This window comes from Saccharopolyspora sp. NPDC045941 (genome assembly GCF_056431445.1).
On record NZ_JBWKKU010000027.1, the window covers coordinates 66,775 to 92,213 of the forward strand.

At 66.0% G+C, this 25,439-nt stretch carries 25 protein-coding genes and 1 pseudogene; 11 read left to right on the top strand and 15 right to left on the bottom strand.

Features of this window, described 5'->3' with window-relative positions; translation table 11 throughout:
• The first annotated feature begins 49 nt into the window (after window positions 1-49).
• From AC07FN_RS22415 to AC07FN_RS22455, 9 genes are all read left to right on the top strand, one after another.
• A complete protein-coding gene (locus AC07FN_RS22415; protein ID WP_478397355.1) occupies window positions 50-1,297 on the top strand; it encodes an ATP-binding protein in 1,248 nt (415 codons plus the stop codon).
• 3 nt (window positions 1,298-1,300) lie between these two features.
• Window positions 1,301-2,413, top strand: coding sequence for a C40 family peptidase (locus tag AC07FN_RS22420; protein WP_478397356.1), 1,113 nt, complete (start codon window positions 1,301-1,303; stop codon window positions 2,411-2,413).
• Between the two features lie 32 nt (window positions 2,414-2,445).
• On the top strand, window positions 2,446-4,257 hold the full coding sequence (locus AC07FN_RS22425; RefSeq protein ID WP_478397357.1) for a type IV secretory system conjugative DNA transfer family protein: 1,812 nt from the start codon (window positions 2,446-2,448) through the stop codon (window positions 4,255-4,257).
• Window positions 4,254-4,823, top strand: a complete 570-nt coding sequence (locus tag AC07FN_RS22430; protein ID WP_478397358.1) for a hypothetical protein — start codon at window positions 4,254-4,256, stop codon at window positions 4,821-4,823. Before AC07FN_RS22425 ends, AC07FN_RS22430 begins: the two co-directional genes overlap by 4 nt.
• 18 nt (window positions 4,824-4,841) lie before the next feature.
• Window positions 4,842-5,102, top strand: a complete 261-nt coding sequence (locus AC07FN_RS22435) for a hypothetical protein (RefSeq protein ID WP_478397359.1) — start codon at window positions 4,842-4,844, stop codon at window positions 5,100-5,102.
• Window positions 5,103-5,126: 24 nt separating this feature from the next.
• The gene (locus AC07FN_RS22440; protein WP_478397360.1) at window positions 5,127-5,297 is read left to right on the top strand and encodes a hypothetical protein; all 171 of its coding nucleotides are present in this window, start codon (window positions 5,127-5,129) and stop codon (window positions 5,295-5,297) included.
• Between the two features lie 20 nt (window positions 5,298-5,317).
• Window positions 5,318-5,548 carry a hypothetical protein gene (locus AC07FN_RS22445; protein WP_478397361.1) on the top strand — a complete coding sequence of 77 codons (231 nt, stop codon included), beginning with the start codon at window positions 5,318-5,320 and terminating at the stop codon, window positions 5,546-5,548.
• Window positions 5,545-6,003, top strand: a complete 459-nt coding sequence (locus tag AC07FN_RS22450; protein WP_478397362.1) for a thioesterase family protein — start codon at window positions 5,545-5,547, stop codon at window positions 6,001-6,003. The genes AC07FN_RS22445 and AC07FN_RS22450 overlap by 4 nt, the downstream gene beginning before the upstream one ends.
• 361 nt (window positions 6,004-6,364) lie before the next feature.
• Entirely contained in the window at window positions 6,365-6,766 is a 402-nt protein-coding gene (locus tag AC07FN_RS22455; RefSeq protein WP_478397363.1) for a hypothetical protein, read from the top strand.
• 527 nt (window positions 6,767-7,293) lie between these two features.
• On the opposite strand, the gene mobF is transcribed toward AC07FN_RS22455, so the two are convergent.
• Window positions 7,294-11,343 (bottom strand): MobF family relaxase, encoded by a 4,050-nt coding sequence (gene mobF, locus AC07FN_RS22460; RefSeq protein WP_478397364.1) that lies wholly within the window; start codon window positions 11,341-11,343, stop codon window positions 7,294-7,296.
• Window positions 11,344-11,523: 180 nt separating this feature from the next.
• Between mobF and AC07FN_RS22465 the strand changes: the two genes are divergently transcribed.
• Window positions 11,524-11,673: a hypothetical protein gene (locus tag AC07FN_RS22465; RefSeq protein WP_478397365.1), complete on the top strand. Its 150-nt coding sequence runs from the start codon at window positions 11,524-11,526 to the stop codon at window positions 11,671-11,673.
• A gap of 86 nt (window positions 11,674-11,759) precedes the next feature.
• On the opposite strand, the gene AC07FN_RS22470 is transcribed toward AC07FN_RS22465, so the two are convergent.
• Window positions 11,760-13,082 carry a hypothetical protein gene (locus AC07FN_RS22470; protein WP_478397366.1) on the bottom strand — a complete coding sequence of 441 codons (1,323 nt, stop codon included), beginning with the start codon at window positions 13,080-13,082 and terminating at the stop codon, window positions 11,760-11,762.
• Window positions 13,083-13,949: 867 nt separating this feature from the next.
• Entirely contained in the window at window positions 13,950-14,786 is an 837-nt protein-coding gene (locus AC07FN_RS22475; RefSeq protein ID WP_478397367.1) for an NADAR domain-containing protein, read from the bottom strand.
• Between the two features lie 226 nt (window positions 14,787-15,012).
• On the opposite strand from AC07FN_RS22475, the gene AC07FN_RS22480 reads away from it, so the two are divergent.
• A complete protein-coding gene (locus AC07FN_RS22480; RefSeq protein WP_478397368.1) occupies window positions 15,013-15,612 on the top strand; it encodes a hypothetical protein in 600 nt (199 codons plus the stop codon).
• 139 nt (window positions 15,613-15,751) lie between these two features.
• Here the strand turns inward: AC07FN_RS22480 and AC07FN_RS22485 are convergent, their stop codons facing one another.
• From AC07FN_RS22485 to AC07FN_RS22540, 12 genes and pseudogenes are all read right to left on the bottom strand, one after another.
• Window positions 15,752-16,246 (bottom strand): hypothetical protein, encoded by a 495-nt coding sequence (locus tag AC07FN_RS22485; protein ID WP_478397369.1) that lies wholly within the window; start codon window positions 16,244-16,246, stop codon window positions 15,752-15,754.
• Window positions 16,247-16,359: 113 nt separating this feature from the next.
• On the bottom strand, window positions 16,360-16,569 hold the full coding sequence (locus AC07FN_RS22490; protein WP_478397370.1) for a helix-turn-helix domain-containing protein: 210 nt from the start codon (window positions 16,567-16,569) through the stop codon (window positions 16,360-16,362).
• Between the two features lie 314 nt (window positions 16,570-16,883).
• Complete coding sequence (locus AC07FN_RS22495) at window positions 16,884-17,039, bottom strand: hypothetical protein (protein ID WP_478397371.1); 156 nt, start codon at window positions 17,037-17,039, stop codon at window positions 16,884-16,886.
• Between the two features lie 381 nt (window positions 17,040-17,420).
• Window positions 17,421-17,612, bottom strand: a pseudogene (locus AC07FN_RS22500) (single-stranded DNA-binding protein); the annotation flags it as partial.
• Window positions 17,613-17,615: 3 nt separating this feature from the next.
• Entirely contained in the window at window positions 17,616-17,825 is a 210-nt protein-coding gene (locus tag AC07FN_RS22505; RefSeq protein WP_478397372.1) for a hypothetical protein, read from the bottom strand.
• 190 nt (window positions 17,826-18,015) lie between these two features.
• Window positions 18,016-18,477, bottom strand: a complete 462-nt coding sequence (locus AC07FN_RS22510) for a single-stranded DNA-binding protein (protein ID WP_478397373.1) — start codon at window positions 18,475-18,477, stop codon at window positions 18,016-18,018.
• Between the two features lie 370 nt (window positions 18,478-18,847).
• A complete protein-coding gene (locus tag AC07FN_RS22515; protein ID WP_478397374.1) occupies window positions 18,848-19,903 on the bottom strand; it encodes a DUF4192 domain-containing protein in 1,056 nt (351 codons plus the stop codon).
• Between the two features lie 264 nt (window positions 19,904-20,167).
• Window positions 20,168-20,806, bottom strand: a complete 639-nt coding sequence (locus tag AC07FN_RS22520) for a hypothetical protein (RefSeq protein ID WP_478397375.1) — start codon at window positions 20,804-20,806, stop codon at window positions 20,168-20,170.
• Between the two features lie 714 nt (window positions 20,807-21,520).
• The gene (locus AC07FN_RS22525; protein WP_478397376.1) at window positions 21,521-22,597 is read right to left on the bottom strand and encodes a hypothetical protein; all 1,077 of its coding nucleotides are present in this window, start codon (window positions 22,595-22,597) and stop codon (window positions 21,521-21,523) included.
• A gap of 319 nt (window positions 22,598-22,916) precedes the next feature.
• Entirely contained in the window at window positions 22,917-23,084 is a 168-nt protein-coding gene (locus AC07FN_RS22530) for a hypothetical protein (protein ID WP_478397377.1), read from the bottom strand.
• Between the two features lie 608 nt (window positions 23,085-23,692).
• A complete protein-coding gene (locus AC07FN_RS22535) occupies window positions 23,693-24,289 on the bottom strand; it encodes a hypothetical protein (RefSeq protein ID WP_478397378.1) in 597 nt (198 codons plus the stop codon).
• Window positions 24,290-24,437: 148 nt separating this feature from the next.
• Window positions 24,438-25,262, bottom strand: coding sequence for a TolB-like translocation protein (locus tag AC07FN_RS22540; protein ID WP_478397379.1), 825 nt, complete (start codon window positions 25,260-25,262; stop codon window positions 24,438-24,440).
• Window positions 25,263-25,439 lie beyond the last annotated feature (177 nt).

Sequence of the window (25,439 nt, forward strand, 5' to 3'; positions counted from 1 at the left end):
CAGCGAAGTCGGCGGTGTATGGCCGTTCCTGGTGTCACACGGAGTCCCGGTGGCAGGCGCGCGCATTGGCTACGACACGCTCTCCGGCGGGTCGTTCTATTGCTCGCCCATCGAATGGGTGCTGCGATCCTTAGTCGCCAACCCCAACCTGATCGTGTTTGGTGAACCCGGCCAGGGGAAATCGTCGACGGTTGTGGCATTCATGCTGCGCATGATGCTGTTCGGCGTCCGCAGCCTCGTCAGCGGCGACGTCAAAGGCGAATACAGTCCCGTGGCGCGGGCGTTGGGATGCGAACCGATCATCCTCGGCAGTGGAATGACGGCCCGGGTGAATGCACTGGATCTCGGTCCGTTAGCGAGCCGGTGGGACGACTTCACCGCAGCCCAGCAGCGCGAGGAAGTCACTGGGTTGCTGGGCCGGTGGGTCCAGCTGCTGACCGCGCTGGCCGAAGCGCAGGGACACCGCGTCGACCAGACCGACGAAATGGTGCTGGCCGCGATCCTGCGACGCCTGACCGGCGTCCGAGACGGCTACACGACCCTCACACCGGTGACGATCCCCGATGTGCACGCGCAGCTCGCGCAGCCGGACGAGCAGCTGTGGCGCGACACACGATTCGGCTCAGAACGTCAATTTTTGGACCATCTGCGCGGGATCACCGACACCCTCGGCAACCTGATCAGCGGCCCGCTGGCCGGATTGTTCGACGCGCCGACGACCATCCGGCTCGACTGGGACGCGCCGATCCAGACAATGGATCTCTCACGGCTGAAAGCCCGGGGAGATCAAGCGGTCGGGGTCGCACTGACCGTCTTGGGCTCGTGGTCGGCGACGGCGACAGAAATGCAGCCAGACGGCGATATCCGGATCGTGATCCGCGACGAAGTCTGGCGGCAGATGCGACTGGGCCTCAAAGCGGTGCAGGCCGTCGACTCCGACATCCGGCTCTCCCGACGCGAGAAGCAGATCCAAATCCTCGTCCTGCACAAGCCGTCCGATCTGCTGACCGTAGGGGCCGCGGGAAGCCAGGAGGCCGCCATCGCCCGAGAGCTGATGGCCCTGTGCAGCACCAGAATCCTCGCCGGCCAGTCAACCCACGTCGCCGCCGAGCTCGCCGACGCCCTGGGGCTGGGGGAGGAGGAGCACCGGCAGATCACCAGGTGGGCGATGGAACGACGCGGCCGAGCACTGTGGAAGTTGGAGAACCGGCCCGGCTTCAAGGTGCAGACGGTGCTGTCGCGCGTGGAGAGACGCCTGTTCGACACCAACGCGCAGCTGCGGCGGGGCCGGCGGTGACCGGTGAAGCGCAGCATCGTCGTTCCCGCCGTGGCCGCCGCGCTGTACCTGCTGGCCGCGCCGATCGTCGCAGTCGGACTCGTGCTCGGCACGGCGCTCTCCGGCGGCGGTACCAGCGGTTGCACCAGGACGGGCGGCGTTGGCGGCGGCCAGCAGCAGTTGGGCGACCGAACGTGGTCGGACGAGCAGATGACCAACGCGCACACGATCGTCGCGACCACCGCCGCTCGCGGCTTGCCCCGGCGCGCGGCGGTGATCGCGGTCGCGACGGCGATCGTCGAATCAGATCTGGAGAACGTCCATTATGGAGACCGCGATTCGCTGGGTCTCTTCCAGCAGCGCCCGAGCATGGGCTGGGGAAGCCCGGCGGAGGTCACCAATCCCACCTACGCCACCGGGGCGTTCCTGGACAGGCTGGTCCGCGATGACGACTGGAATGATCTTGGTGCGGCGGCGCAGCGGGTTCAGCGCAGCGCGTTCCCCGACCGTTACGGCAAGCGCGAGGCTCAGGCCACCGCACTGGTCGACCGGTTCTGGACCGGACCGGACAACCCACCACCAGGAGGGCCGTCGCCAGGGGCACAACAGGCCGGGTTCTCGCCTGTCGTGACGGGGTGCCCGGACCAAGGCGCCTCGAACATCCCCCTCGACCCGGCCCAGCTTCCCCCCGGCTTCACACTCCCCGCAGACCCACGACAGCGGACCGTGGTGAGCTTTGCCCTGGCACAGGTGGGAAAACCATACGTGTGGGGCGCGAAAGGGCCCGCAGCGTACGACTGCTCCGGGCTGACGCAGGCGTCGTGGGCTGCGGCAGGGGTGCCGATTCCCGCCGGCACCACGACCCAGGTCACGGCCGGAACCGCGGTGCCCAGTCTCGCCGCCGTGCAGCCAGGAGATCTGCTGTTCATCCCGGGAAGCCTCGGCAGCCCCTCGAATCCTCGGCACGTCGGCGTCTATATCGGCGGCGGACTCCTCGTGAACGCCTACGACGAGACCAAGGGCGTCGTCCTGGAGAACGTGCGCGCCTGGGCCGGGGAAATCGTGTCGATCCGCCGGCCTGCACACCCGGTCATTCCCGCACCACCCCTGGTATTGAAGGGAGAACCGCGGACATGAGTAGTAGTCGAACCGGAGCTGTCATTTCTCCCATGGCGCGGCGTGATTTCGCGCTGATGGCCGTGATGCTCGCTCTCGTCGGAGCCATTCTCGGTGCCGCGGCCGTGCTGACCGTCGGCGCCGTCGTGGCCACCGCCGCATGTGGAGGCCCATGGCAGCTGCCGCCGGTCGGAACGTGGCTCACCACGGCGATGGCGATCCTCGCTCACCCTGGGCACCTCGAGGACGCGGTCCCGGCACCCTGGGGTCCGGTGCTGGCGGGGCGCGCCGGAACCTACTGGGCCATCACCGCGAGCGGCGCCGCGGTGATCGCCGTTGCGATCGCCGCGGTCAGCCGAATCGTGTGGCGGCTGTTCGCCCCGATGCCCTCGGGGCACGCCAGCCGCGCTGATATCCGGCGCGAGCTGTCACGCAGCGCGGCGCGGCGCACGGCGAAGTGGACGCGACCGAGCATGACCTGGCAGGAGCGGCAGCAGGCACCGATCGAGCACGTCGCAGTCCCGAGCCACCGCGGTCCCCACGGGCGTCCGTTATGGCTGCCGTTGGAGAACCCCACCGGGGCGGTCGCGCCGACGCAGTCCAGCAAAAGCCGAGGCGACCTGGTGCACAAGGTCATGGCCGCGAGCGGGGCGTTGTTGTGTTCCACCACAAAGCCCGATCTGTTCGAGTTCTCGGCACTGTCCCGGATTCGTGACGTGGGAGGGCCGGTCCTGGTATTCGACATCACCGGGTCGGTGAGGTGGCCGGCGAAACTCCAGTGGTCACCTGTCACAGGATGCACCGACCCCGACGTGGCGTGGCGTCGCGCTGAGGCGATGGTCGGAGCGTCCTCCACCGACCTACAGGGAGTCAGCGGGAACGACAAAGTGTTCCGCGGCCGCGCGAAGGTGGTGCTGCAGGCATACCTGCTGGCCGCCGCGCACGCCCGGCGTGGAGTGGAGGCCCTTGTTGACTGGTCCATCACGCGCGCGCCCGAACCGGTCCAACTCCTCATGCCCTACGCCCCCGAGCTGGCGAAGAACCTCCGCCAAGAGATCACGATGGTCGCCGAGACCAGCGACGCGGTGTGGCTGTCGGTGCGCAGAGCACTCGAGCCGCTCATGCAACCGAACCTCCGGGAGCTGTGTTCCCCACCACCGGGCGAGGAGTTCGACGTGCAGGCGTTCATCCGCGCGCGAGGCACCCTCTACCTGATCGCGAGCCGGGAGCAAGCCGCATTGGCGGCACCGATCCTGACCGCGCTGGCCGACCTCTGGCTGACCACAGCCCAGGACATGGCACTCCACACCGAGCACAACCGACTCGAGCCCCCGGTGTCCGCGATGCTCGACGAACTTCCTACCGCCACGCCCGTGCCGAGGCTTCCGAAGATCTTGGCTGACTCCGCGGGCCGCGGTGTGCTGGTGCACTGGGCCGCACAGTCCATCGCGCAGCTGGAAGAGGCGTACGACCAGCTCGGCGCCCGGCAGCTCATCGACAACACCACCGCCCTGACTATCTATAGCGGCCTGAAGGACCAGCGCACCCTCGAATGGATCTCAGTCCTCGCTGGACACCACGAGCGGCTCCGCTATCAGCAGCACGCGGACGGAGCCCTCACCGTCGGCCGCGCGAGCCTGTCCACTGAAGACGCTCCCGTCTACCGGCCTGGCGCGGTCCGCATGATGCGCCGCGAACGGGTCCTGCTCATCCACCGCCATCTACGGCCGCTGGAAGCACGCCTGATCGACGTCACGCAGCGCCGCGACTGGAAAACGATCAAAGCAGACATCGCCACCGTGCGCTCGGGATCGGCCGCGGTCCGAGCTGACGGAAGCCCAATCCGGGAGGTGAGCAACGCGTGACTGACGAGGAGATCCCCGAACCTCAGGCCCGGAATCCAGACGACACGACGCATGACCACCAGGACGAGCTGCACGCGATCCTCACCGAAGTCATCCAACGCCTCCGCGCCACCGAAACCAAAGTGGAGGACCTGGAACGCGCCTTCGGCGAGGTGATGCAGGAAGAGACGCGGAAACGCAGCGAACCCGCACCATGGGTGTGGTTCCCACCGCCTGCGACGACGAACGACACCCGCACCAACGTGCGAGCGTTCATCGAGTTCTACAACCTGACCTACGTCGGTGGTCGCGCGCAACGGATCCCCGAATGCTGGGAGCAACACCCGGGCCTGGCGACGGAAATCGCGACGCTGGCTGCTGCCTGGCGGGCAGCCAACCTCGGCCGCAGTGCGCACCCGCGCGACGCCCAGTCATGGCATCACCACTGGAGGCCCGGCGCGATCGACCGCATGGTCCGCGACTGGACTCACCCGTCGTGCCTGGACGGCGATCACCGCCAAGCAGGCGCCGACGCCCGAACGGACCGGTTTACCGCAGCCGAACACACCGAAACCAAGGCAGGCTGACCATGACCGGGAGGCACCATGCCCACACCCGAATCGCGCGACCAGCTCACCACGCTGTGGGACGCGCTGCTGACCGACGCCGACGTCGACCCGATCACCGCCACCGCCGCCACCCCAGAACCAGCCACCGCCGAGGAAGACGACCCCGATCGAGAGGTACTCCGGGGCTATCTGCGTGGTGCGCCGGAGCACGACCCGGTCGCAGCGATCCTCGCCGGCGAGGCCGACCTCCACGACGACGACCTCCACACCGATCTCGACGACGGCCTGAGCTACTGACTACCCGAGGAAAGGAGTTGTCCCATGCACCCAGCTCCCTGGGAGAGATTCGACGACGAAGAGCGGCGCGCCGCCGAACGCCGAGCCGACGATCAACGACACCTCGACGACGAGCGCCGGCGGGAAGAAGAGCGGATCGACGAGCTGTACCGAGACGACGACTCCGAAGGCTATCGCTACGACTACGGCCACTAACGGGAGAAAGGAGGCGCGCGATGCGTCGAACAGTGAGCCGCAGCGCGCGACTGTGGGTCCTCGTGTGGGACGTGGACGAAGCATGGGGCCACCTGGCAGTCCTCGCCACCGGAGAGCGCCCGCCGGTCTTCGTGCGGTTCGTTCAGCTGGAGGATGACCCGCAGCTGTATGAACTCGCCCGCACGTGCTCTTCGGCAACGCGCGGCGGTCTGCGTCAGCTGTGGTTCCTCGGAGAAGGAGACTTGGCATGAAACCTGGGCTGATCACCGGGGCGACGCACACCGTTCATCGCCTGATTGAGCAGGAGCTCACCGTCCCCCACATTCTTCCTGGCACACTCCTCGAACGGGGCGAGACGGTCCTCGCCTCGGGTTATCTGGTGGCATTGCTGGAGACCGCGTGCTGGCAGGTTGTCCACCCGCATCTGGATCCGCATGAAAGCGCGGTGGGCGTGGAGTTCGCACTCACCCACTGCGCGCCAGCGTGGCCAGGCGATCTCGTGGAGATCACCGTGACCTGCACGCGGGTCTCGCGCGAGACGCGGGACGTCGAGTGGCACACGTCAGCCACCAACCTCCGAACCCAGAAGGTCATCGGCAGAATGCGGCACCGGCTGCGCGTCGTGGATAGCTGCCGGTTCCAGGAACGCACGACGCGCCCTCACCCGAATGCTCCCAGCGGTGGTTCTCGTCAGCCGGAGTCGTGACCGGCTCACTCCATGCCAGCTGCGATTTCCCGTGTTTTCCGGCGAAAGGGTGCGGCGTCGTGAGCGGAGCGGGAGCGCAGCAGCTCATTGCTTTTCTCGAGCATATGGCTGATCTCTACGCGAGACAGTCATCTGCAAGTTCCGGGACTTGGCGCTTCCGGTCGTTCCCGGAGCTGTTGCTCGCAGAAGGAAGGCTTTGGGTGACAGCGGCCAGCAGGAATTCCCCGTGGACGGCCAGTTGCTGCGGCCAGATACGCTCCCCACTCGCGGTCATTTGTACGCACCGTGACAGTTCCGGCTTCGGTCGACCCATCGGGTCGTGGCAACCGACAGCAATGCGGGAAGCGGATATCTTCACCGGATGACGGACTTCCGCAACTTCCGGCATGCCTGTTACACAGCTGCCCGTCGCACCGGCGGCAAGGTGCTCGAGTTCCGCCTCACCGACGGCGTGACACCCAACTTCCACCAGGGGCTCATCGCTTACCACGATCACACGGTCGTCGTGGCCTGCACGCGCGACTCGGCGATACTGGCCGTCGCAGAGCCCCGAACCATCCACTTGGAGTCAGGCCCGCTGACGTTTGTAGACGCTCCTGCGCTAACGGCTGTCCTGGCAGAGCTGTCTGGGTTTCAGGTGCTCACCCCGTCCGAGCTGAACGGCCCGGTCGATGCCTCAGCCTGGCCTGATGTCCTGTTGAGCGACATCAAGTACTGGCGGCCCGGCAACCTCGGCGAAGCACTCTTCAACTACTGGGACTGACGAACGCCAGAACCTCGCCGTGTTCCACACGTCGTCACGTACCGTGATCACGCCACGGCCAGATAGCTCCCCGCTAAGTGGCCGCCAGCGGGGAACCTGAACTGGCCACTGACACTTTGGGAGAGCTCGACGCACTATCCCACGACAGTGCAGGCAGAGCCCTCGAAGTGCTGGCAGAACGCGTCCCACCAAGCCGATGCTGACCCGGACCTGACGTACGCGGAAGGCTTCGCGTTGATCGCACCGAGCTCGATGGGAACCGAACACGCGTGGTGCATCCCGAGCGACGATGCTGGCGCCGTGGACGTGACGTGGCCCGAGGGCGACGGCGCGGCCTACATCGGTCTGCCGATCACCGACACTTGGCGCAGGAAAGCCCAGGCCGACTCCGGTCATTGGTCGTTGCTCGTATCCCACACCAAGGTCGGGGTCCCTCTTGCGGGATGGGCCGGACCCCAGCACGCTCGTTGACGTCGGGCGTCCCGTCGCCGATATCCGGACTCATCTCGCGTGATCTCGTCTGCGGTTCAGTAGCGCAGTCCGCTGTCCAGGTGCTCATCCTCGCCTGCATCGAGCTCCTGGTTCTGGGCCGCAGCGTCGTCGTGACGGTGGACGTGATCCTCAGCGGGAGCAGCCCGCTCGGTGGTTTTCCGTAGGTCTTGTCGAAGCACGTCGAGGGACTGCTGGTGTTGGCCGCTCCCGCCGCGGTCGGCGGGCGACGTGGCAATGGCCCGCCGCCACGCCGTATCGACCGCGTCCCAACCACGCGCCTGAAACCCGTCGCCTTCAGGGCGATCCCCGAACGGATTCGTGGGATCGGTACTGGTGACCTTGTGGGTATCACGCCACGCGGCAGCCCACGCCGCGGCACGGTCCCACCGATCAGCGAGTGCGGGGGAATCCGGGCGCTTCCCGAGCTGATTCGCCCACCGCGGCCGCTGGCGTTCGACCGCGCCACGGAGCTCTTCGACGCGGTCGCCGATGGCGCTGTTCATCTTGCGCAGGTAGAGCTGCAGCTCTTCGTCGTGTCCGGCGACAGCGGCGCGAACGTGCTGGCTCAGCCAGGGCAGCGCCGGCCGGTTGCTTCCACCCGCCGCACGTTGCACAGCCAGCTCAGCGACTACGGCGTGAGCCACGAACCTGTGATCATCCATAGGATCATTCGTCGGCCGGGTCGCCAGCTGTGCTGCTGCACGGGCGACAGCGACGTCACTGTCCAACCCTCCCTGGTGTCCCCCGGCTGCGTGGCGCCACACGATGTCCCACCGCTGCTCGCCCGGGTCGACCTCGGGGACCGCTGCGGTCACCAGCGCGCGCCAGCGCTCCACATCACCCGCGGCGGGATCAGCCACGCGCGCCGGCGGCTGATGCGTGCTGACGTGTTTCTCGACGCGGTAGATCAGCACAGCTGCAACGTCATCAGCGTCGGCGAGCGAGCTCTGGTTGGCCACCGCGGGCAACAGCCGCTCTGCCTGCCAACCTGCAGTCTCGGCTTTGCGAAGCACTTTCCGTAGCGCGGGCGCCGCGTCAGCCTCGGCAGCCGCGGGATGCACGTCTCGCAGGAGTTGGTCGTAGCGTTCGTGGGTGACCAGGTCGACTGCGTACTCGTGATACTGCACCAGCGTCGACAGCGACTCGGCTTCGGCCAATGCCTCCCGCAGAGCTTCGGTCGCCGACAGTTCTATCCCGCTGCGCCGCAAGACCCCGGTGAGCACGTCCAGCGGATCGTCCTCGGGTGGGGTTTCGCGATGGCTATCGACGACGTGGTGACTGGTCACCACGTACATCCGATTCATCTCCATGGAGCGGGTGATGCCGGGGTAGAGCTGCTCACGAGTGGTTTCCGGCGTGACCACAGTATGGGCGGAATCCCGGACAGACATCCCCTGAGTGCGGTTAAGGGTGGCGACGTAAGCAAGCTCAACGTGCCGGTCGACATAGTCGGCCGGCACCGTGATGCGACCCTGGTGAGCGCGGTGACGCAGGTGCATCGACCCGTCGCCGGCCACTTCGAGCACGGTCCAGGTATCGCCGTTCTTTACGAAGTCCTTGCCCCCGCGCACTGTGAAGCGACGTCGGTTGTCCCGGGTGACCACCCAGTCCCCACGGCCCGCGACGGTTCCGTCATGCAGGCGCGCGACGTGGGTGGTGTCGACATCGCCGCGTTCGACCCGTTGGGCGTGAGCCTGCAAGTTCAGCCAGACGACATCCTCGGTACGGGGGACGATCAGCAACGTTTCGAGCCCGGCATCGAGATCCGCGCGCCACGCCCGGTGCGCGGCATCCCGCATCGTTTCGATCGACCCGGACGCGATCCAGCCCTGCTCCTGGTAGTACCGCAAACCGTCGGGGTTGCCTTCGCGGATCAGTAGAGACGCGGCGGCCTGCGCAGGGTCGCTGAACCGCACCACCTCATGCAGCCGCACCACGCCGACATCACGGGCGAGCAGACGGGCAAAGCCGCCGGCTTCCACCGCGGAGAGCTGGTGATCGTCACCAATGAGGCGCACATCGGCTCCGCGGCTGATGGCCCAGTCGACCACGGTGTGCAAGGTGTGCGTTCCCGCCATGGCGAACTCATCGATGATGAGCACGTCACCGGGGCCGAAACCGAACATCTTCTCGCCAAGACCGTGCTTCAACGCAGTGGGCACCTGGTGCAGTGTGTGCGGGATCGCGGAGATGGACTCGCCCAGCTCCTGGGCAGCCCTCGCACTGGGGCCGAAAGCATAAACTCGTCCGCCTGCAGAACGCCACGCCGCGGCGAACACCCTCATAGCGGTCGTCTTGCCCGTTCCGGCAGGGTCGAGAGCACCTTGCAGGCGGCGACCGGACCGGGCGAACTCGGTAACCATGCGCTCCTGGCCGGCGTTGAGCGCCACATCCCGTGCAGCGGATGCGGCAACTGCGGCGGCGATGGTGTGGGTCGTCAGACGGTGGCCGCCGTAGCGTCGTGCGAAGCCGACCATTTCCTGCTCCTCGCGCAGGGTCTGCTCGGTCGTGTAGCGCGCGGAGTTGTGCTCGACGAACACGCTCTCGCCCGAAGACCGCCGCAGCGCCGCGGGCTCCTCAACTAGCGATGGTGCTTGGATCTTGACGGTGTCGGCCTGGGCGATGATGGTCTCGACAACGCGCTGCACGAGCTCGTCGCGGTCACGCGGAAACAGGTGCAGTCCGGCGGATTGCCTGTGCGCCTCGGCCTCGAGATTCCAACGGTTAAAGGTGGCGTGGTTCTCCGAAACGACGTGGCGCGTCACGCTCGCTAACGCGGCGACGTCGACCTCCGTCGCCTTCTGCTTGCGGCCGTGCAGGATGCGCCCGATGAGCGCCTCTCTCGCTTGTTTGCCGATGACCGAGTCGGCGAACGCCTGCCATCGGGACTGGTGCTCGGCCAGACTTCGCGGTGGTCCTTTCGCCCTGCGCGTGCCGTACTGCGCGCGGCGCGAAATCTCCAACAGCTCCTTCGGATCCGGCTCGCGGCCGTTGCGGTGGCGGAACTCCACGATCCCTCGGGCGCGTTCCGCCTCGACCTGCTGGGCGCGCTGCGACCACGCTTTGATGAGTTCGTCGGGCATCCCCTCCAACTGCCACACCGGGCGCGTGAGGTCGATTCCTTCGGCTGGCCGCAGGACGAACGTCGCGCCCCGTTCACGTAGCAGGTCGCGGTAGCGGCTGTTGTAGAACTCGCTCACGGCAACCGCAGCTGCGTAGATCGTGCGACCGTCGAGCGACGTCCAACGCCCATCCGTCGCGCGCTTCACCTTGGTGGAAACCGGCACGTGCGTGTGCAGGTGCGGGTCCCCGGCGCGCGAGTCCCAATGCTCGAACATCGCGCCGGTGACGCCGATGACGTCCACCTGGGCTTCGCCTTGGCGTCCAGACCGAGTGAAGGCGACCTCGGCCTCGAACAACGCGATGGAATCCCGAACTGCTTGCCGATGTGCGTCGGCGATCAATTCCCTGGTCACCGGATCAGCAACCGCCCACGCAGCCGAGACACTCTTGTCAGGAGCGAACACCAACTCGTAGCCTGCGGTCGCGTTGCGCAGCGCCCTTTTCTGCTCGGAAATCCAGCGGCGCAACTCAGTCTCGTCAACCGGTTCCCGGCCATCGTGGTCGGCGGCGAACGCCTCGGAGTAGACGCGTGCGCGGATCTCCTGGCGGGTGTCGGCATCCAAGGGAGCGCCGATCGGCCGGCCATGGTCGCGGTTGTGCTGCTTGTACGCCTCGCCAACGCGCCGGCGCAGCGCGTCCTCGCCACCGTATTGGGGAAACCGACGTCCGAGCTTGGTCGCAGCAAGTGCGGCTTCGACGCTGGCTCCCCCGGCGAGCAGCTCCGCTTCGATCCGGTCAGCGTCCGGGTGCCGCCCCTCTCCGAACAACGCCATCATCTGTTCCTGGGTGACCTCGCCGTCCACCCCCAGTTCAGCGGCGCCTTCACCGATCCATTCACCAGGTGGATACCCGTGGTTGACGTAGTAGTCGGCCATGGACTCGCCAGGCAAGTCGTGATCGGCGCATCCGACGGACCCGGTCAAGTATTCGTACCCGCCCGGCGTCATCTTCCGCAGCGCCATCACCACACCTCCAGCATGAAACCGGCCAATTCCGGGGTGCGTGTGACGCCGTGTCCAATATGGCCGACGGCGTGTTGAAAGCGGTGAACAGAGCGTGCGTTTTGACGCGAATAACGCGACCGAAGCTGCATCAGATGAGATGCGGCTTCCCGGTTTCAGATGATCTGCAAGATGTGCTTCGTGTCAGTGAAAGGGGTGGCGCGGCTGGGTGGTGCAAGGGGCGGCGTGGCGGCGCTGGCGAGGACGGGGCGCGGCGCAGGCGACGCGGTGGTGAGCAGGGGCGGACGTGGCGAGGTGACGTGCGCGGGCGGCGTGGGCGTGGCGGCGTAGCAGGGCGACGCGTGCGGGTGTCGGCGGTAGGCAGCACAGGGCCCCCGGTCAACCCAAGACCGGGGGCCCTGGGGGGAGGGCGGGTGCTATGCGGCGCGTTCCGTAATCGCGGCGTCGCTTTCCTTGAAAATCTCGTGGCAGGTGCGGCACAACACGTGTTCTTGCTCCTGGTGGAGGCGGGGCCGGGCGTTGCCGCCGCCGCACTGCTGGCACTTCGGGGCGGTGCCCTGGACGGTGGTCTTGGCTGTGGAGTCAGTTTTTGCGGTGGGCTTGGTTTTCCGGGCCTTGGCCTTGCGGGTGGTGGTTGCCTTCGGCGTGGTCTGGGCTTTCTTGGCGGCGGGGCGCTTGTGCGATCGGCCGTTCGCGGCGGTGTTGCGGACGACGGCGGCGGTGCTGTTCTCGGCGGCTTTCCGGTCGTTCGCTTCTGGGGCGGCTGCCGGTGCAGCGGGTGTGGCTTCGGCGGCAGCGGGTGTTTCCGCGTTGGCCTTTTTCGCGGCGGCCCGCGCGTCAATGTGCTCGGCGGGGACGCTGCGGTTCACCCATGCCGCGATCACCCGTCGCTGGGTGGTGTCGGCGGCGTGCCAAAGCTTCTCGATGCGGTCAAGCGCGGCGGCTGGTGCGTGGTGTTCCCAGATGTAGGCGCATGCGTTCTCGATCATTTCGGCCGAGACACGCTCTGCGGCCGCGCGGGCGGCGCGGCGGGCTTCCTCGGCGGCGGCGATGGCTTGGCGCGCGTGCTCGGTCGCGGTCTGGAGTTCGGGCCACGATGCGGGTTCGGGCAATCCGGAGCGCTGGTGTTCGCGGCACTCTCCGCACAGTCCGTCAGGGGTGCGGCGGTCGGTGATGCTGCGCTCGGTGTTGCATTCCAGGCAGGGCCAGCCGTGGCACGGAAGCGCGGCGCGGTCGTAGTCGATATTGCAGGTGATCGGTTTGTCTCGCTCGCGGTCGTCGGGGGAATCGACGGTCGGGGCGGCGTAGGTGCCCGGCTTGCGCTGGCGCGACGCGTTGCGGTCCTCGCGTCGAACCTGCACGGCGTTTCCGTGTTCGTCGGCGGTGGCGGTGCGTGCCGTCGTCGGCCGCGTAATCGGGCTGGTGCGGCGGTATGCGGTGCGCTCGCGCTCTTGGGCGCTGAGCTCGCATCGTTCGTTTGCCCAGGGAATGAAAGCGGTGATGATCTCAAGTGCGACGTCGTTACCGCTGGTGCGGGCGCGCTTCGCGCCCCATTGCAAGCGTGCGAGCGCGGGGATGGGGGTACGTCCGGCGGTCTCCTGGACGCACCAGTTCATGACGTTTTTCTCGTGCTGGCCAGCACGAGAAAGGGCGGTTTTCCAGTCGCGATCTGCGATCGCGCGAGCGACGTTGGAATCGAAATGAGAAACAGTTTCGGGAGCAGAAATCGTCTGGGACATGAAAACCCCTATCGGCGAATTTTCAAGCGAAGCCAGGCTTGGCATTCCCGGCTGTGTTGCAACTCCCATTTTAGTTATAGACTAGTGAGTTCACAAGATTAATTTCGGTACTCGGCATTTTTGTCTAAAAGTTGCCAGTCTATATTTCAACGCTCTGACCTGCATGTTTGATGTATTCTGTCCGGCGGACGGATTGAAAAATTGTCGCCGTGAGGCAGCGAAAATGGGCCGGTTTGGAAAGCGTTTCCAACTCTTCTTTTTCCGGTTGGGGCGAAAAGAAGCGCAGCCTGGAGCTGGGGCGGGTCAAATCGCACGCTTTGGCGAAAAAAATTTTGGATGGGGTAGGGGCCCCGTCCAAAAATTTTTTCGACAGCGATTTGACGCGGCCCAGTGGAGGGCTACACTCCGCTGCCCCAAGCGGGAAGAGAAGAGTTGAAGACCACCCGGCAGACGGCTGACCAGGCCGTGGCCGTCAGGCAGCACGACTAGGACCGACGGCCGTCGGCAGAGAGAAAGCGGAAGGGCCATCCAGCTGTGTCAGCGGCACGCTGCAAGACCGACTCAGCTTGGGCAGCAGCCCTGTACGGAACGAAGCGAAGACCGATTGGGCGCGGTGCACCGATTCCTACCCGGACGCCGCCGGCGCCGCGATACACTCACCACCGGCGTCCGGGTGTCGAGGTTCTCGGCGAACCTCAAGCGACACGGACGCCTGGTGTCGGCGCGGTCTTGGCAGGCCACTTCGGTGGCAAGCCCTTCGGGGCTTCCGCGCCGACACACCAGGCGCGCCGACTTCGGCACGCCGTCAGCACCCTCACCGCCACGCCACGACGGCGGATCTGCCGCGGCGTGCACCTCAAACTCCCGTCACGCACGTGCGGCTGGCGACAGCAACTCCTCACGCATCTCGGAGCGCAGGGCCATCAGGTAGCGGCCCAGCCAGTTCTGCCCCGGGCCGATGCACCGGTCGGTCCGGCAACCGCAGGCACCCCAGAATTGGTCGTGGTGCCGGTTGCCCTCGATGAGGACGGCATCGCCGGTGGCGAGCAACCGCGCGGCGAGTTCCCGATCAGAGAACTTCGCCTGGAGGACCGCGGGCATGACCAGGTGGCGCCCCCGAGCGTTCCAGTCCTGGAGGGAAGACAGGGACAGCTCGTGACCGAGGCACTTCGCTTCGCGTGGGGTCGGCGCGGCGGCGATCCGCTCCCGTAGTCGTTGGTCGTTCGTCTTGCCGCCGTGGAAGGCGTGCTCCGCGGAGGGATAGCGCAAGTCGCCGCGGCCGACGACTGGGTCCGGGCTGAAGTTGGACAGGAAGCGGAAGACGCCCTGGAACTCGTCGATAGACGGTGCGGAGGTGGCGTGGATCCGTTTCACCGGGATGCCGGCCCGCGCTGCGAGCCCGGCGGTATGACTGGCGCCGCGTGAACCATCGCGGATGAACGCCAGGCAGACGTCAGCGCCGAGCTCGACCATCTCTGCGTTGCGACGGAAGCCGGCGCCGCGACCGGAGGCCCGGTCGGCGGGATGACGCTCGACGCGTCCGCCCCACGATCGCCAGCACGCCTCGCACAGCGCGTCAGCTCCGCGAGGGCAGGCGCCGGAGACGAGCACGCCGTCGGGGTCCCACTCTGATGCCAGCGCCAGCATGATGCTCGCCGGCTCATCCCAGCCGCGTGATCCCGTGATGATGATGCGCTTTCCCATGCCACAGCTCCCTCCTGGCCGTCCCCGGTTCGGGGCGTCTGATCCACTCGAAGCGGAGTCGACGACACGAGCGGGCGGTTATGCCATTCCCCCCGTGACGCCACCGAAGACATGTGGACGCGGCAGCGGGAGAGTGTTGCGCGGCGCGGACGTCGCTCCGTGTGGCCGGGTAGCCTTCGGGATTGTGGGGGCTGACGTGATGACACCGTCAGAAGGAAGGGACATCATGACCGAGCCCACCCGACGCAGGCAGCGCCCCCGCCGTTCCACGTACGCCAGCCAGCAGCTGGAGCGACTGCGACAGGCCAACGCCGCACAGCGGGCCGCGTATCTGGCGCGGGAAGAGCGAGTCGAAGAAGTGCTCGTGGAGTACGCGCATGCCATGGCGGAGATCCAGGCAGCCGAATCCGATCGAGACGAGAAGATCAGCCGACTCCAACGCAAGATCGACGAGCTGAAGGCGAACACCGAAACGAAGGTTGCTGCGGCGCGGGACCGGCAAGCCGCAGCCGCGTGGGTGATTCACTGCGCCGACCGAACAGTCGAACAAGTCGGAGAGACGCTCCACGTGAGTGAACGGGAAGCACGGCGTTTGATCGCAGTCGGCCGCAAGGCCGCCAACGCTGAAGAAGAACAGCAGGAGACGTCGGACTCGTCACACGCAGCGCCTGGTTTACGCCAGAAAGAAGCGACGCAGGTGGCTGAGTCGAGTCCGGCGCGTTCGCGTTCAGGAGAACCGCGTCCGAACATGATCGAGCCCGATCAAGACGGCACACACTCGGTCGAGGCTCCATCGGTTCTGGGCGGGGGTGGTCAGGAGACGTGAGCGGTGAGTGCGCAGCAAGGCTGTCCCGCGTCGGAGCGCGGTCGCCACGAAAGATCCGGCGGCCACGCTCCGCCGATGTTCGCACGGCAGCGCCGGCATGGCGGGCGGCCAGGTACGCGAGCAACACCGCGCGCTCGTGCTACTGCTCGCGGTCGGTGGTGGTGTACTCGGACTTCAGCTGGCGCAGCACTGAATCCCTGGCTTCGGCCGGCAGTGCGTCCAGGGTGCGGAGGATGGTGATGAGTGCCCGGTCGGATACGTGCTCACCGAAGGGCTCGTTGTTGACCACCACGTACACCTTGACGTCGTTGATGCCGCCGTGGTGGGCGAGGTACTCCAGCCGGTCCCGGACTTCCCCCAGCTGCAGCGTGGTGCTCGTAGGCTTGTGCAGCACGACGTAGATGGGCCTCTTCTCTGGGCTGCCCATCCTGGTACGCAGGTCCACAAGGACCTGGACGTAGCGGAGCATCCCCAGTAGGTCGCCGAGGACGCCGTGGGTGTGCCGCTCGATCCGTGCGCGGATGGAGGGATCCACATCGAGCAGCACGTCGTCGGTGTGCAGCCAGATCAAGGCGTCATCAGGTATCTCGGCGAGCAGCTGGCCGATCGGCGGGATGGCAGAGGGAACGGTCATCTCGTTGGGTCTCTCATTCGGATGGTGGTAGCCACTTATCTGTGGAGCACGACCTGGCTGAGGTATCGCGGATCGGTACGTCCCGCCCCACCGTTGTGGGGCGGGACGCAGGCTCACTTCTTCGTCGATCGCGTTGCGCCACCGCGGCTGCGCAACTTCACGCCGGATTCGCTCAGCACGCGGTGCACGAACCCGTAGGACCGCCCGGTCGCTTCGACCAAACCACGAATAGTGGCGCCCTTCTCGTACTTCTTTCGCAGCTCGCTGGCGAGCGCGTCACGCGCTTTGCCCGTGATACGTGCGCCCTTCTTCAGCTCCGACATGCCTGATTCCCTTCAGATTCGGTTGATACTTCCGATTGGCGTTCGGGCTCCTCGCGCACGATGGGCACGGTCACGATGACGTGACCGCTCGCACGGCGAAAGCACGGTGCGAGACCTGATGAAGTGGGCAGCGCCCGGCCGAGGAGCCCGAGCCGGTGATCGAAACGGAAGCTGGTGAACCGCATGAGCGGCGTGCGGCGGTTGTGTGGGAGGATGCTGACGGTGAGGGCCTCCCCGGTGCAATCGGGGAGGGCCTCACCTTTTGCGTTACGTCGCTTCAGCTTTGGGCAGCCAAAGCTCTGGTGCGTTGGTGGTCAGCTGTTCCGGCGCTCGCGTGCGGCGTTCCGCTCTTCGGCGGGCAGCGCCATGTTGTTGGCGTCCTGGGTGTCCCGGTCGGGCTGCCGCTCGACCTGCGCCTGCCGCCGCGCCTCTCGCTGCGCCTGCTCGGCCTGCAAGCTGTCTTCGGGCATTGTGCTTCTCCTCAACTGTTGTTCTCCCGCACGCCACCAGACGACGGCGTGCCTTCCGCCTCTTCGAAGAGGCAGGAAGCGCGATTTCCCGCTAAAAACGGGTGTTCGGCAGAGCTAGGCCCTGGCTAGGCATCGGCTCCCACAGCGATGCCTAGCCAGGGTGAGCGGGCAGCGGGCACCAGCCGGTGGTGCGCGCCCAGCTCGGCCAGAAAGTTCAGTTCAGCCGCCGCGCCGCGGCGTGGGATGGCTCGCGGCACTGTGTGCTGAATGGCATTGACAGAAACGCGATCAGACTCGAAAAGTGGGCTTCGGGGGACGACGGTGTGTGACCGTCGTCCCCCGAAGCTGGGCCGCCGGGATCAGAACGGAACCAGGGCCATGGCGCCTTCGCCTGGTGAGGGATTCCGCCACGTTTTCCCCGGCCTGAAGCCAGATGCTGCAGCGCAGGAACAGGGCGGCGCCGTCCTTCCACTCGCCGGTCTGCCGGTCGAAGGTCCGGGGCGTGGACGCGACGGTGAAGTTCGCGACCGTCGGCCCGGAGGGCGTGAAGCGCAGCTCCGGGTCCCCGTTCAATGATCAACCGTAGAAGACGGTCACTGACTTGCCATCCGGACTCGTGGCGCTCGCTGCGCGGCACAACGGACCAAACGAATCACCGTCGGCGGTGTACCATTCACCGACTTTATATCCGGCGGCAACCAGCGCGGGTGTGATTACATCACGCTCACTCTGCGCCCAATTGCTGTAATCAATGGAGATATCCGGAACGATGTCGTAAACGTCCACTTCTATTCCTCTCATTGCGGATGATGCGAGAGTACGAACGGCTGACATGTCCGTCGGGACGCTGGATCACAGGGTGGTCAGCGCGCAGACCGGCACCCCTTTCTTCTCCAGCAGGGCGCGGCCGTCGCCGGAGGCGTCCTTCGGGGACGACGGTGCGTGCGACCGTCGTCCCCGAAGCTGGGCCGCCTGATCAGAACGGAACCGGGGCCATGGCGTCTTCGCCGTTGAGACCGGCGTTGTCGGATGCCGTGCCGGACCACGGGTCGTCGCTGGGGCTGGCCGTGCCGCGCTTGGCCTTGTTGACGCTGGCGGTCGCGAAGCGCAGGGACGGCCCGATCTCGTCGACCTCGAGCTCGACGACGGTGCGCTTTTCGCCTTCCTTCGTCTCGAAGGAACGCTGCCGCAGCCTGCCCTGCACGATCACGCGCGTCCCCTTGGTGAGGGACTCCGCCACGTTTTCCGCGGCCTGCCGCCAGATGCTGCAGCGCAGGAACATGACGGCGCCGTCCTTCCACTCGCCGGTCTGCCGGTCGAAGGTCCGGGGCGTGGACGCGACCGTGAAGTTCGCGACCGCCGCACCGGAGGGCGTGAAGCGCATCTCCGGGTCCGCGGTCAAGTTGCCCAGGACGGTGATGACGGTTTCGCCGGCCATGATGACCTCCTGCTGAGAGTTGGATGATCGGTTCGCCGACTCCCCTCCGCTCTCCGGTTCCTGACCGGGGAGTGCTCGAGGGGCTGTCGATCTGCGCCGTGCTGATCAGTTCGTGCCTGCTGGTGCAGGGGTGCGCGCAGCGCATCGCGAAGCGACGCCGCAGGCGCCCTTGCGTCAGCTGGCTCGGACTGATGGCCTTTAGGCAGATCGACAGCCCCGGGACTCCCCGCCACCGTCCGCTCCTACCTTGCTGGCTGAGTAGGAGCGGACGGGCTTCCCGTGTTAGGGCGGAAAGCTGCTGTTCCACCGGCTACCTGCGTGGCTGGCACCGGGCATGCCCTTTCCGCGGAACTACCGGGCTAGCATGGGCTTATCCACGGACCATCTCTGCGAGTTCGGTTCGCGAGATACCTGAGAAAATGGCGAGCGCTAGCAATCTTCCCAGAATGTGGTCGGGATCGCTCTGAATGGCGCGTTCCAATGCGATCACGGCGAGCGTGCCGTTACCGAGCATGTAGGCGGAGTACGCAAGCAGTGCGGCGACATCGGCACACTCCGGGACAGGGGCTTTTCGCACGAGAGAAAGCCAGAGCCTCTCGGCGGACCGGGCGGTGTCACCCAGTGCTGTGCCAAGGGAGACGTCACGTATTTTCTTGTCGGATACAGCGAACAACACGCGTACCAGATCGTCGTCACTCAACTCCCCGCCGTTGTCGATGCGGTTGATGGCGTCGAGCACGACCTGCAAGTTGCGAGTGAGCAAATCGTGTGCGTCATCGTTCGCAGCCTCTTGATGGAGGAGATCGAGTTTGGCCGACCAACTGGCCACCGCCTCGTCCGATTCAGGCGCGACGAGTTCCCGCATCTCATCCCTGCTGCTGAAGGTCACAGATCCGTGAACGGCTAGCGCTGCGCCCAACGGGGATGACATCGGGTCCGCGACCGTCCCGAAGTGGTCCTGGTCGCGGTAGCACTTCCATGGTGCCTCCGCCCGAATTTCGGGCGTCCATAGCGCCTCCTCGACTGCGATCCCGCACTGCTGCAGTGATTCGCAGAGAACTGCAGCTAGCGCGGAATGTGGAAGCTTTCCAAGGTCTGCAGTGGACACATGGACACTTCCTGGGTATTCATGGTGGCTTTCGCAGGATTGGACTTCAGGCTTGTCTGTGACGACGATCGCGAAGACGGCCGCGGTGTCCTCCGGTGCGAGAGGTCCTGTTGGCAGAAGCTCGGCAAACTCTCGGGAATGCGCCGAACACGGCAGATCGAAGCGCAGTGCGTGGCCAAAGTGCAGCGTAGACTCCACGGTACGAAACACCAGCAATACCAGTGAATCAGTCGGATAGAACCCCAGTATGTGCGGGACTGCGGCCAGCATGTCGGACGGGGTGGATAGACGAAACATGTCGGAGTCGAAGTCTTCCATCGGTTCTCCTGAGACGTGACAACGGCTGGGCAAGGACGTAAATCTGGAGTGGTATAAGGACGCAACAGAACCGGCGCCGACCGGCTCGGTCTAGGATTTGCTCTGTCGGTCATTGCCGCATCGATGGCTGGTCTGAGACCGCCAGTGATACCCGGCAGGCACCGCGGGATGGGCCTTCGCAACTGGCACGGTGGGGTAGCGGTGCGCGGCGCTGCTGCGGTGAGCTCCGCCGAGCTCGCGCAGCCCGGCGGACCTCCTGGCGGATCAGAACGGCACGTCGTCCGGTGAGGGACTCTCGTCGAAGAATCCGGCGAAGCTCCCGCCGGTCATCGGGACCGTTCTCCGCGGCATGAGCCCCAGGGCTGGCGGCTCGATGCGATCCCAGTCGGAGCTTCCACGGGCGTAGTAGCGGCCGTCGATCGCGATCACGTCGCTGATCGACAGGGCGCGGTTGCCCTTCTGGAAGTACTCAACCGCACGGTGATCCACGCCGCCGGCGTGGGTGGAGTCGTACGCCGTGCTGAACGGGGTGAGTGCTCGATCCGCCAGGGCGCGGTCTGTCTCCCCTCGCAAGGTCGGCTCGTCGAAGGCGTACACCTCGATAAGCCTGTGCCCGGAGCGATACGTCGCGACGCCATCCATGGTGATGTTGTGGAAGATGCGAATCGTGGTGGGGTAAAGGCGATGAACGGAGCTGGTGGTCGACGCCTGCGCTCCTGAAGAGCTGTCCTCCGCGTCGAAGCGCAGCATCACGGCTTCGAGCATGAACACAATGGCAGCCAACGAGGCGTCCGAACCGGATCCGTTTTCGGTCGCGTCGTTCACCAGCCGCAGTGCCACCTTGCGGTACTCGGCAGAGTTGCGTGGCGGCATGCCATCGAGGTGCACGTGTGTGAATCCCACGAGATTTTCCTTCTGTTGGGGTTGCCCATCGGGCGGTGGGCGCACACACAAGGGCCATGCTGGGATGGGAGTGTCCAGCGTCTTTGTGCTGGACGCCTCCATCCCAGCATGGCAGGATGCGCTCGCTCACCGCCGCGGGGCAAGCCCGGCTCCTGTCGCAGCGTCAGCTGTGCCCGCGGAGCTCGGAGTGGAAGTTCTCGATTGCGTTACCCAAGATCACTGCGGGGGGTAGTCCAGTGTGGACGCACCAATGCAGGATGTTGCCGACCAGGTCCTGCGTTGCGTGCTTGGTGCATGCTTCGCCCGTGGCCAACGCGTGAGCTTGGACGGCGACGGCGGCCCATGCTGCCCGCAAGTTGTTGTCAAACTCGTTTCCTTCGGGGGTGTAGTCCCATCGATGCTGCCGTTCGGCGCCGACGGCTGCGAAGGCGTCGTCGTCGACGTACTCCGCCGGACGGTAGCTGGCTGGGTATGTCTGCGCTGGTCGTGCACCAGCGGCTGCGACCGCGCATGCCATGGCGATGAGCTTCCGCACGGCGGTTCGCTGGAGATGCTGAGACCATCGACGAGTCACGATGTCCTCTCCTTCCCTCGTTCTCGCGTCCGGGTCAACGCGCCTGTGTCCGTCTCGTGGCACGGTGCAACGGCCGTCGGGAGTCTTTCCGTAGCTGTTCGTAGTGGCCCACCAGGCGGGTACGGGTGGGCCACTGCCGGTCACGCGTTGGCACAAGCGGCCATCGCTTTGAGGGCCAGGTCGTCGAGTGCGTCGGCCCGGTCGGCGTCGGCGACGGTCTGGCTGTAGCTGGTGACTGCGTGGGCGACTCCGGCCGCGCTCAGCTGACCGCCGGCGGTGAAATGCCGGAGAATGCCTTCACGCTCAGCGTCGCTGAACTTCAGTGACTGCGCGATTGCTCTGATCGTCTTGTCCGGTTCGGTCACCGGTGCCCCTGCTTGCTGCTCGAGTTCATCGACCTGCTCGGCGAGAAACTCCGGTGACAGCCATCGAGCGACTGCGTCTCGGGCCTGTGCGGTGATCAGCGACAGGTGCCTGCGTTGGGTATCCAGTGACCAGGACACAGCACCCTGTTCCAGCTTGGACCCCATATGGACTTTGCGGATGGCGAGCGCAGGCAGGGTCAGACCGTTGCTGCAGACCTGGATCAGCAGCTCAGGCTTGAGGGTGACGGCACCGTCCCCGGTCTCGGAGTTGGCGACGCGGAACCCGGCGAAGACAACCGGCTCGTCTCCTGGGGCGTAGCCGCCTTCGGCGTGAGTGTCCTGATGCCAGTGCTCAAGTGCGGTAGATACCCTGCGCCGCTCGGCCTCCAGCGCCGGATTGGCGAACGGATTGCGGTAGCCGTTCAGGAAACGTGGTGCGAGGGCCGAGACGCTCGGCGAGAACACCTTGGCGCGCATCGACGACTCGGTGAGATCGCATGACCGGATGCTGACGTCCACATCGGCTTGTCGGATTCCGTCAAGGACGGCAAGAAGAACGTCCAGGTGGTCGATGAGACCGTAGCTGTCGGAAAGCAACGCACGGAGAACGCCGTCACCGCCGCCGTGGCCGCGGAACATCCGGAGGAGGAACTTCCGCTCATCAGAGGGGTGAAGGACGGTCGAACGTCCATCGCGCCCGCGGCGGGTCTTCCCGTGCAGGAGTCCGTTGACGTTGCTGTCGTAAAGGTCGGGGCGTTCGATGCGGAGCCGACGGAGGAACTGAGCGGGGATCCGCAGCTTGGCGGCGATGTCACCGTCGGCTGACGCTGTGGGTAGATAGAGACCGTCCACGATCGTGAACCCGGATTCCTCCAGGAGGGGTCGACACCTGACAGTTCGATCGCGGCATTGCGCGACCGCAGCGCCGTGGCCGGCGCGACGACATCGATCTTGGCGCCCTGCTGTTCCTCCAGGAGACGCCGCAAGTCCTGGAAGGTCGCGTTGCGTGCGGTGAGCAACGACATCTGAAATCACTCCTTCTGTAGGAAACCCGGAGCTAGGTGGGTTTGCCGGTTCGACGCTTTGTGCGCGGGGAGGGGCATATGCCGGTGGGGCATGAATAAGCCCGGGAGGCCGGGTGTTGGCCTGGGAACTGGGTCGCCGACGGGGTTCAGGGCTTCTCGTGAGAGCCGGGGGTTTCGCCGGGGCCCGGTGGCTGCCCGTTCTGCTCGGCGTCGGCCTGGGAGGTCTTGTCATCATCTGGCCACAGCGGGTCGCCCATTTCGGCGGCCAATTTGCGGTAGATCGGCGTGCCGGGGTCGTTGCTGTCCTTGGGCATGCGTAGTTCTCCTTGGTTTGTTCGGCTTCATGAGATGGCAGGGGATCCAGTTGGGATCCCCTGCCGGGGCGAGTTCGTGGCTCGTCGAAAGGTCATGCGTGACGTGACGAGTCAGCAGGACTCCTTCTGGATGTGGTGATTGGGGAGTGCGAGGTGGCCTTGGGCCTGGAGCTCGGCGAGTTGCGCCTGCTGGCGTTGGTGCTCGCGGTCTGCGCTTGCTGTGTGATCCGGACTTGTGATCTGTTTGATCAGCTCCTCGGCTTCGGCGCGGGACAGACCCATATATGTCCCCTGTGGACTCGGCTTCAGATGTCCAGATGCAGGTTTGGTTGTCCGCCTTGGACACGCTGAGGCAGCGGATGCCCTCCCGGGTGGTGGGGCGCACTCCGGCAGCCAGCGATCCCGGTTGGGGTCAAGCCGCGGGATGCGTTTCGCCGCGGCTTGACCCCAACCGGGATCGCTGTAGAGTGCGCGCTCCCCACCACCCGGGGCAGCGATGCCGCGGGCCGTCCCGCTGTCTGCTTCTCGAGCGGAGGTTGTTGCCTGTCGTCGGCGGCTCGATCGTGGAGTTCGGCAGACGGGGACGTACCGGCGTGCCCTCCTCTGTACTAGAGAAGTTTCGGGTCTTCTCCGTAGATCTCGGGGTGCAGCGTCATGCCTACGATCAGCAGGCACCCGAGGCACTCGCAGCCGACTGTGCCGGCCGAGAGCTCGTTGGCAGCGAGGTCGCGGTGTAGTTGCTGGCCGGCGGAGACGATGTACTCGCGCATCCGCGTGACTTCGGCGATGAGCGAGTCGATCGCCGCTGCCGTCTCCGGGGTCTCAGTGCGGTGGGCGTCGAGCAGGTGTGCTGCGTGCTTTGCGGACTGCTTGAGTTCGGTGACTTGCCGTGTGCCTGCGCGCTGACCGAGCTGATTGATCTGGTAGATCAGTTTGGTGAACGGGACGAGTGCCGTTTGTGTCAGGTGCTGTGTGACAACACCGGCTCGTGCGGCTAAATGATCGAAAGCGCGGCGGTCGGCGGCGGCGTACACGCGATCGGCGTCTTTGCGTTGCTGGACCAGCATCTGTTGGTGCCGATCCCGCAGACGTACGTGGTCCTCGCTCAGCGCTTGATGGTCGCGCTGGAGCTCTTGGAGCTTGCGTAGGGCTGTGGCGAGTTCTTCTGCGGCGACAAGGCCGCTGGGGGCTTCGGCTGTGGTCATGGATGACTCCTCAGGGCTGCTGAGCAGGCTCACCCGGCGGCGGTGCTCCGGGCGGACTTGGAAGGGCTACGCGGGGCGTGGACTCGGCGGTCGCCGATCACGACAGGGCGATGCCAGCGTCGACAGCGATCACCGATCGGCGGTCTGCCTATGCGGAGGTACCGGACTCGCCTGGGGGAAGGATTGTGGTGTCGAGTTCGTACGCGGTGCCGTTGAGGCGAACCTGGATACGCTCGTCCTGATGCGCTGGCGCGCTGGCCTCTTCGGTCCTGATGTCGATCACCATGACGTCGTCATCGGGGTGGCGGAAGGCGGTGATGGCCACACGATCACCATCGATGCTCATCGTTGGGTGTGTGACCGGACGAGCCAACCACAGCTCGGGTCCGCCGTGCAGATCCTGCAACGATGCCTGGAACATGCCCGACGCTACGGTGCTCATGGCCCTGACCGTTGCTCTGGTAGGCAGCGTGCACCGGTACAAGCCGGCGTCGGGTTCGCTGGGGTCCTGGGGCTCCCACCACTGATGCGCTTCGTCGGCACCCAAAGCCGAAGTGAGGGAGTCTTGGATGCGGTAGACCGCGTGCGCCCAGGTGAGGTTGTCGGAGGTGCGGTAGGATGTCGCCGCGCGCGGAAACCTGTTGTCGTCGGCGTGCCAGAGGTCGCGCCCCTCGCTGTCGAGGACGGCGTGCAACTCCACGCCTTTGGGGTCAACGTCAATCTTGCGCGTGTCGATGACGATGCCTGTGGCCGTGGGGAAGACGTCGTGGACGAGCCGGGCGACGTCGGCCACCCGCAGAACATGCAGCTGCTGCTGGGCATCCTCGATCGTGTCGAGTGCGCGGTACAGCTGGTTGGTGAACCACGCGTGGGGAGCGAGCTCCACCCTGATGCTCTCCTGGTCTATCTCGGTCACTGCGGGATCGGCGGCTTCTCCCGGATTCCTGGACATGGCGCGATCGGGTACAGGCATGATTGATGCTCCTCAGGTGCGATGCAGCGTGTTCCGCTGGACAGGTGCGAAGAGGCGGGGGGGGGGGGGGGGGGGGGGGGGGGGGGAAAGGGGGGGGGGGGGGGGGGAGGGGGTAGGGGGGGGGGGGATTGGGGTGTCTTAATGCAAACACAGGCTCGTTTCCCATCGTGTCCGCTC

Coding starts and splice junctions, on each gene's coding strand:
- AC07FN_RS22425 (WP_478397357.1), top strand. CDS start 2,446: ATGGCGCGGCGTGATTTCGCGCTGATGGCCGTGATGCTCGCTCTCGTC.
- AC07FN_RS22435 (WP_478397359.1), top strand. CDS start 4,842: ATGCCCACACCCGAATCGCGCGACCAGCTCACCACGCTGTGGGACGCG.
- AC07FN_RS22440 (WP_478397360.1), top strand. CDS start 5,127: ATGCACCCAGCTCCCTGGGAGAGATTCGACGACGAAGAGCGGCGCGCC.
- AC07FN_RS22445 (WP_478397361.1), top strand. CDS start 5,318: ATGCGTCGAACAGTGAGCCGCAGCGCGCGACTGTGGGTCCTCGTGTGG.
- AC07FN_RS22450 (WP_478397362.1), top strand. CDS start 5,545: ATGAAACCTGGGCTGATCACCGGGGCGACGCACACCGTTCATCGCCTG.
- AC07FN_RS22455 (WP_478397363.1), top strand. CDS start 6,365: ATGACGGACTTCCGCAACTTCCGGCATGCCTGTTACACAGCTGCCCGT.
- mobF (WP_478397364.1), bottom strand. CDS start 11,343: ATGGCGCTGCGGAAGATGACGCCGGGCGGGTACGAATACTTGACCGGG.
- AC07FN_RS22470 (WP_478397366.1), bottom strand. CDS start 13,082: ATGTCCCAGACGATTTCTGCTCCCGAAACTGTTTCTCATTTCGATTCC.
- AC07FN_RS22475 (WP_478397367.1), bottom strand. CDS start 14,786: ATGGGAAAGCGCATCATCATCACGGGATCACGCGGCTGGGATGAGCCG.
- AC07FN_RS22480 (WP_478397368.1), top strand. CDS start 15,013: ATGACCGAGCCCACCCGACGCAGGCAGCGCCCCCGCCGTTCCACGTAC.
- AC07FN_RS22485 (WP_478397369.1), bottom strand. CDS start 16,246: ATGACCGTTCCCTCTGCCATCCCGCCGATCGGCCAGCTGCTCGCCGAG.
- AC07FN_RS22490 (WP_478397370.1), bottom strand. CDS start 16,569: ATGTCGGAGCTGAAGAAGGGCGCACGTATCACGGGCAAAGCGCGTGAC.
- AC07FN_RS22495 (WP_478397371.1), bottom strand. CDS start 17,039: ATGCCCGAAGACAGCTTGCAGGCCGAGCAGGCGCAGCGAGAGGCGCGG.
- AC07FN_RS22510 (WP_478397373.1), bottom strand. CDS start 18,477: ATGGCCGGCGAAACCGTCATCACCGTCCTGGGCAACTTGACCGCGGAC.
- AC07FN_RS22515 (WP_478397374.1), bottom strand. CDS start 19,903: ATGGAAGACTTCGACTCCGACATGTTTCGTCTATCCACCCCGTCCGAC.
- AC07FN_RS22530 (WP_478397377.1), bottom strand. CDS start 23,084: ATGCCCAAGGACAGCAACGACCCCGGCACGCCGATCTACCGCAAATTG.
- AC07FN_RS22535 (WP_478397378.1), bottom strand. CDS start 24,289: ATGACCACAGCCGAAGCCCCCAGCGGCCTTGTCGCCGCAGAAGAACTC.
- AC07FN_RS22540 (WP_478397379.1), bottom strand. CDS start 25,262: ATGCCTGTACCCGATCGCGCCATGTCCAGGAATCCGGGAGAAGCCGCC.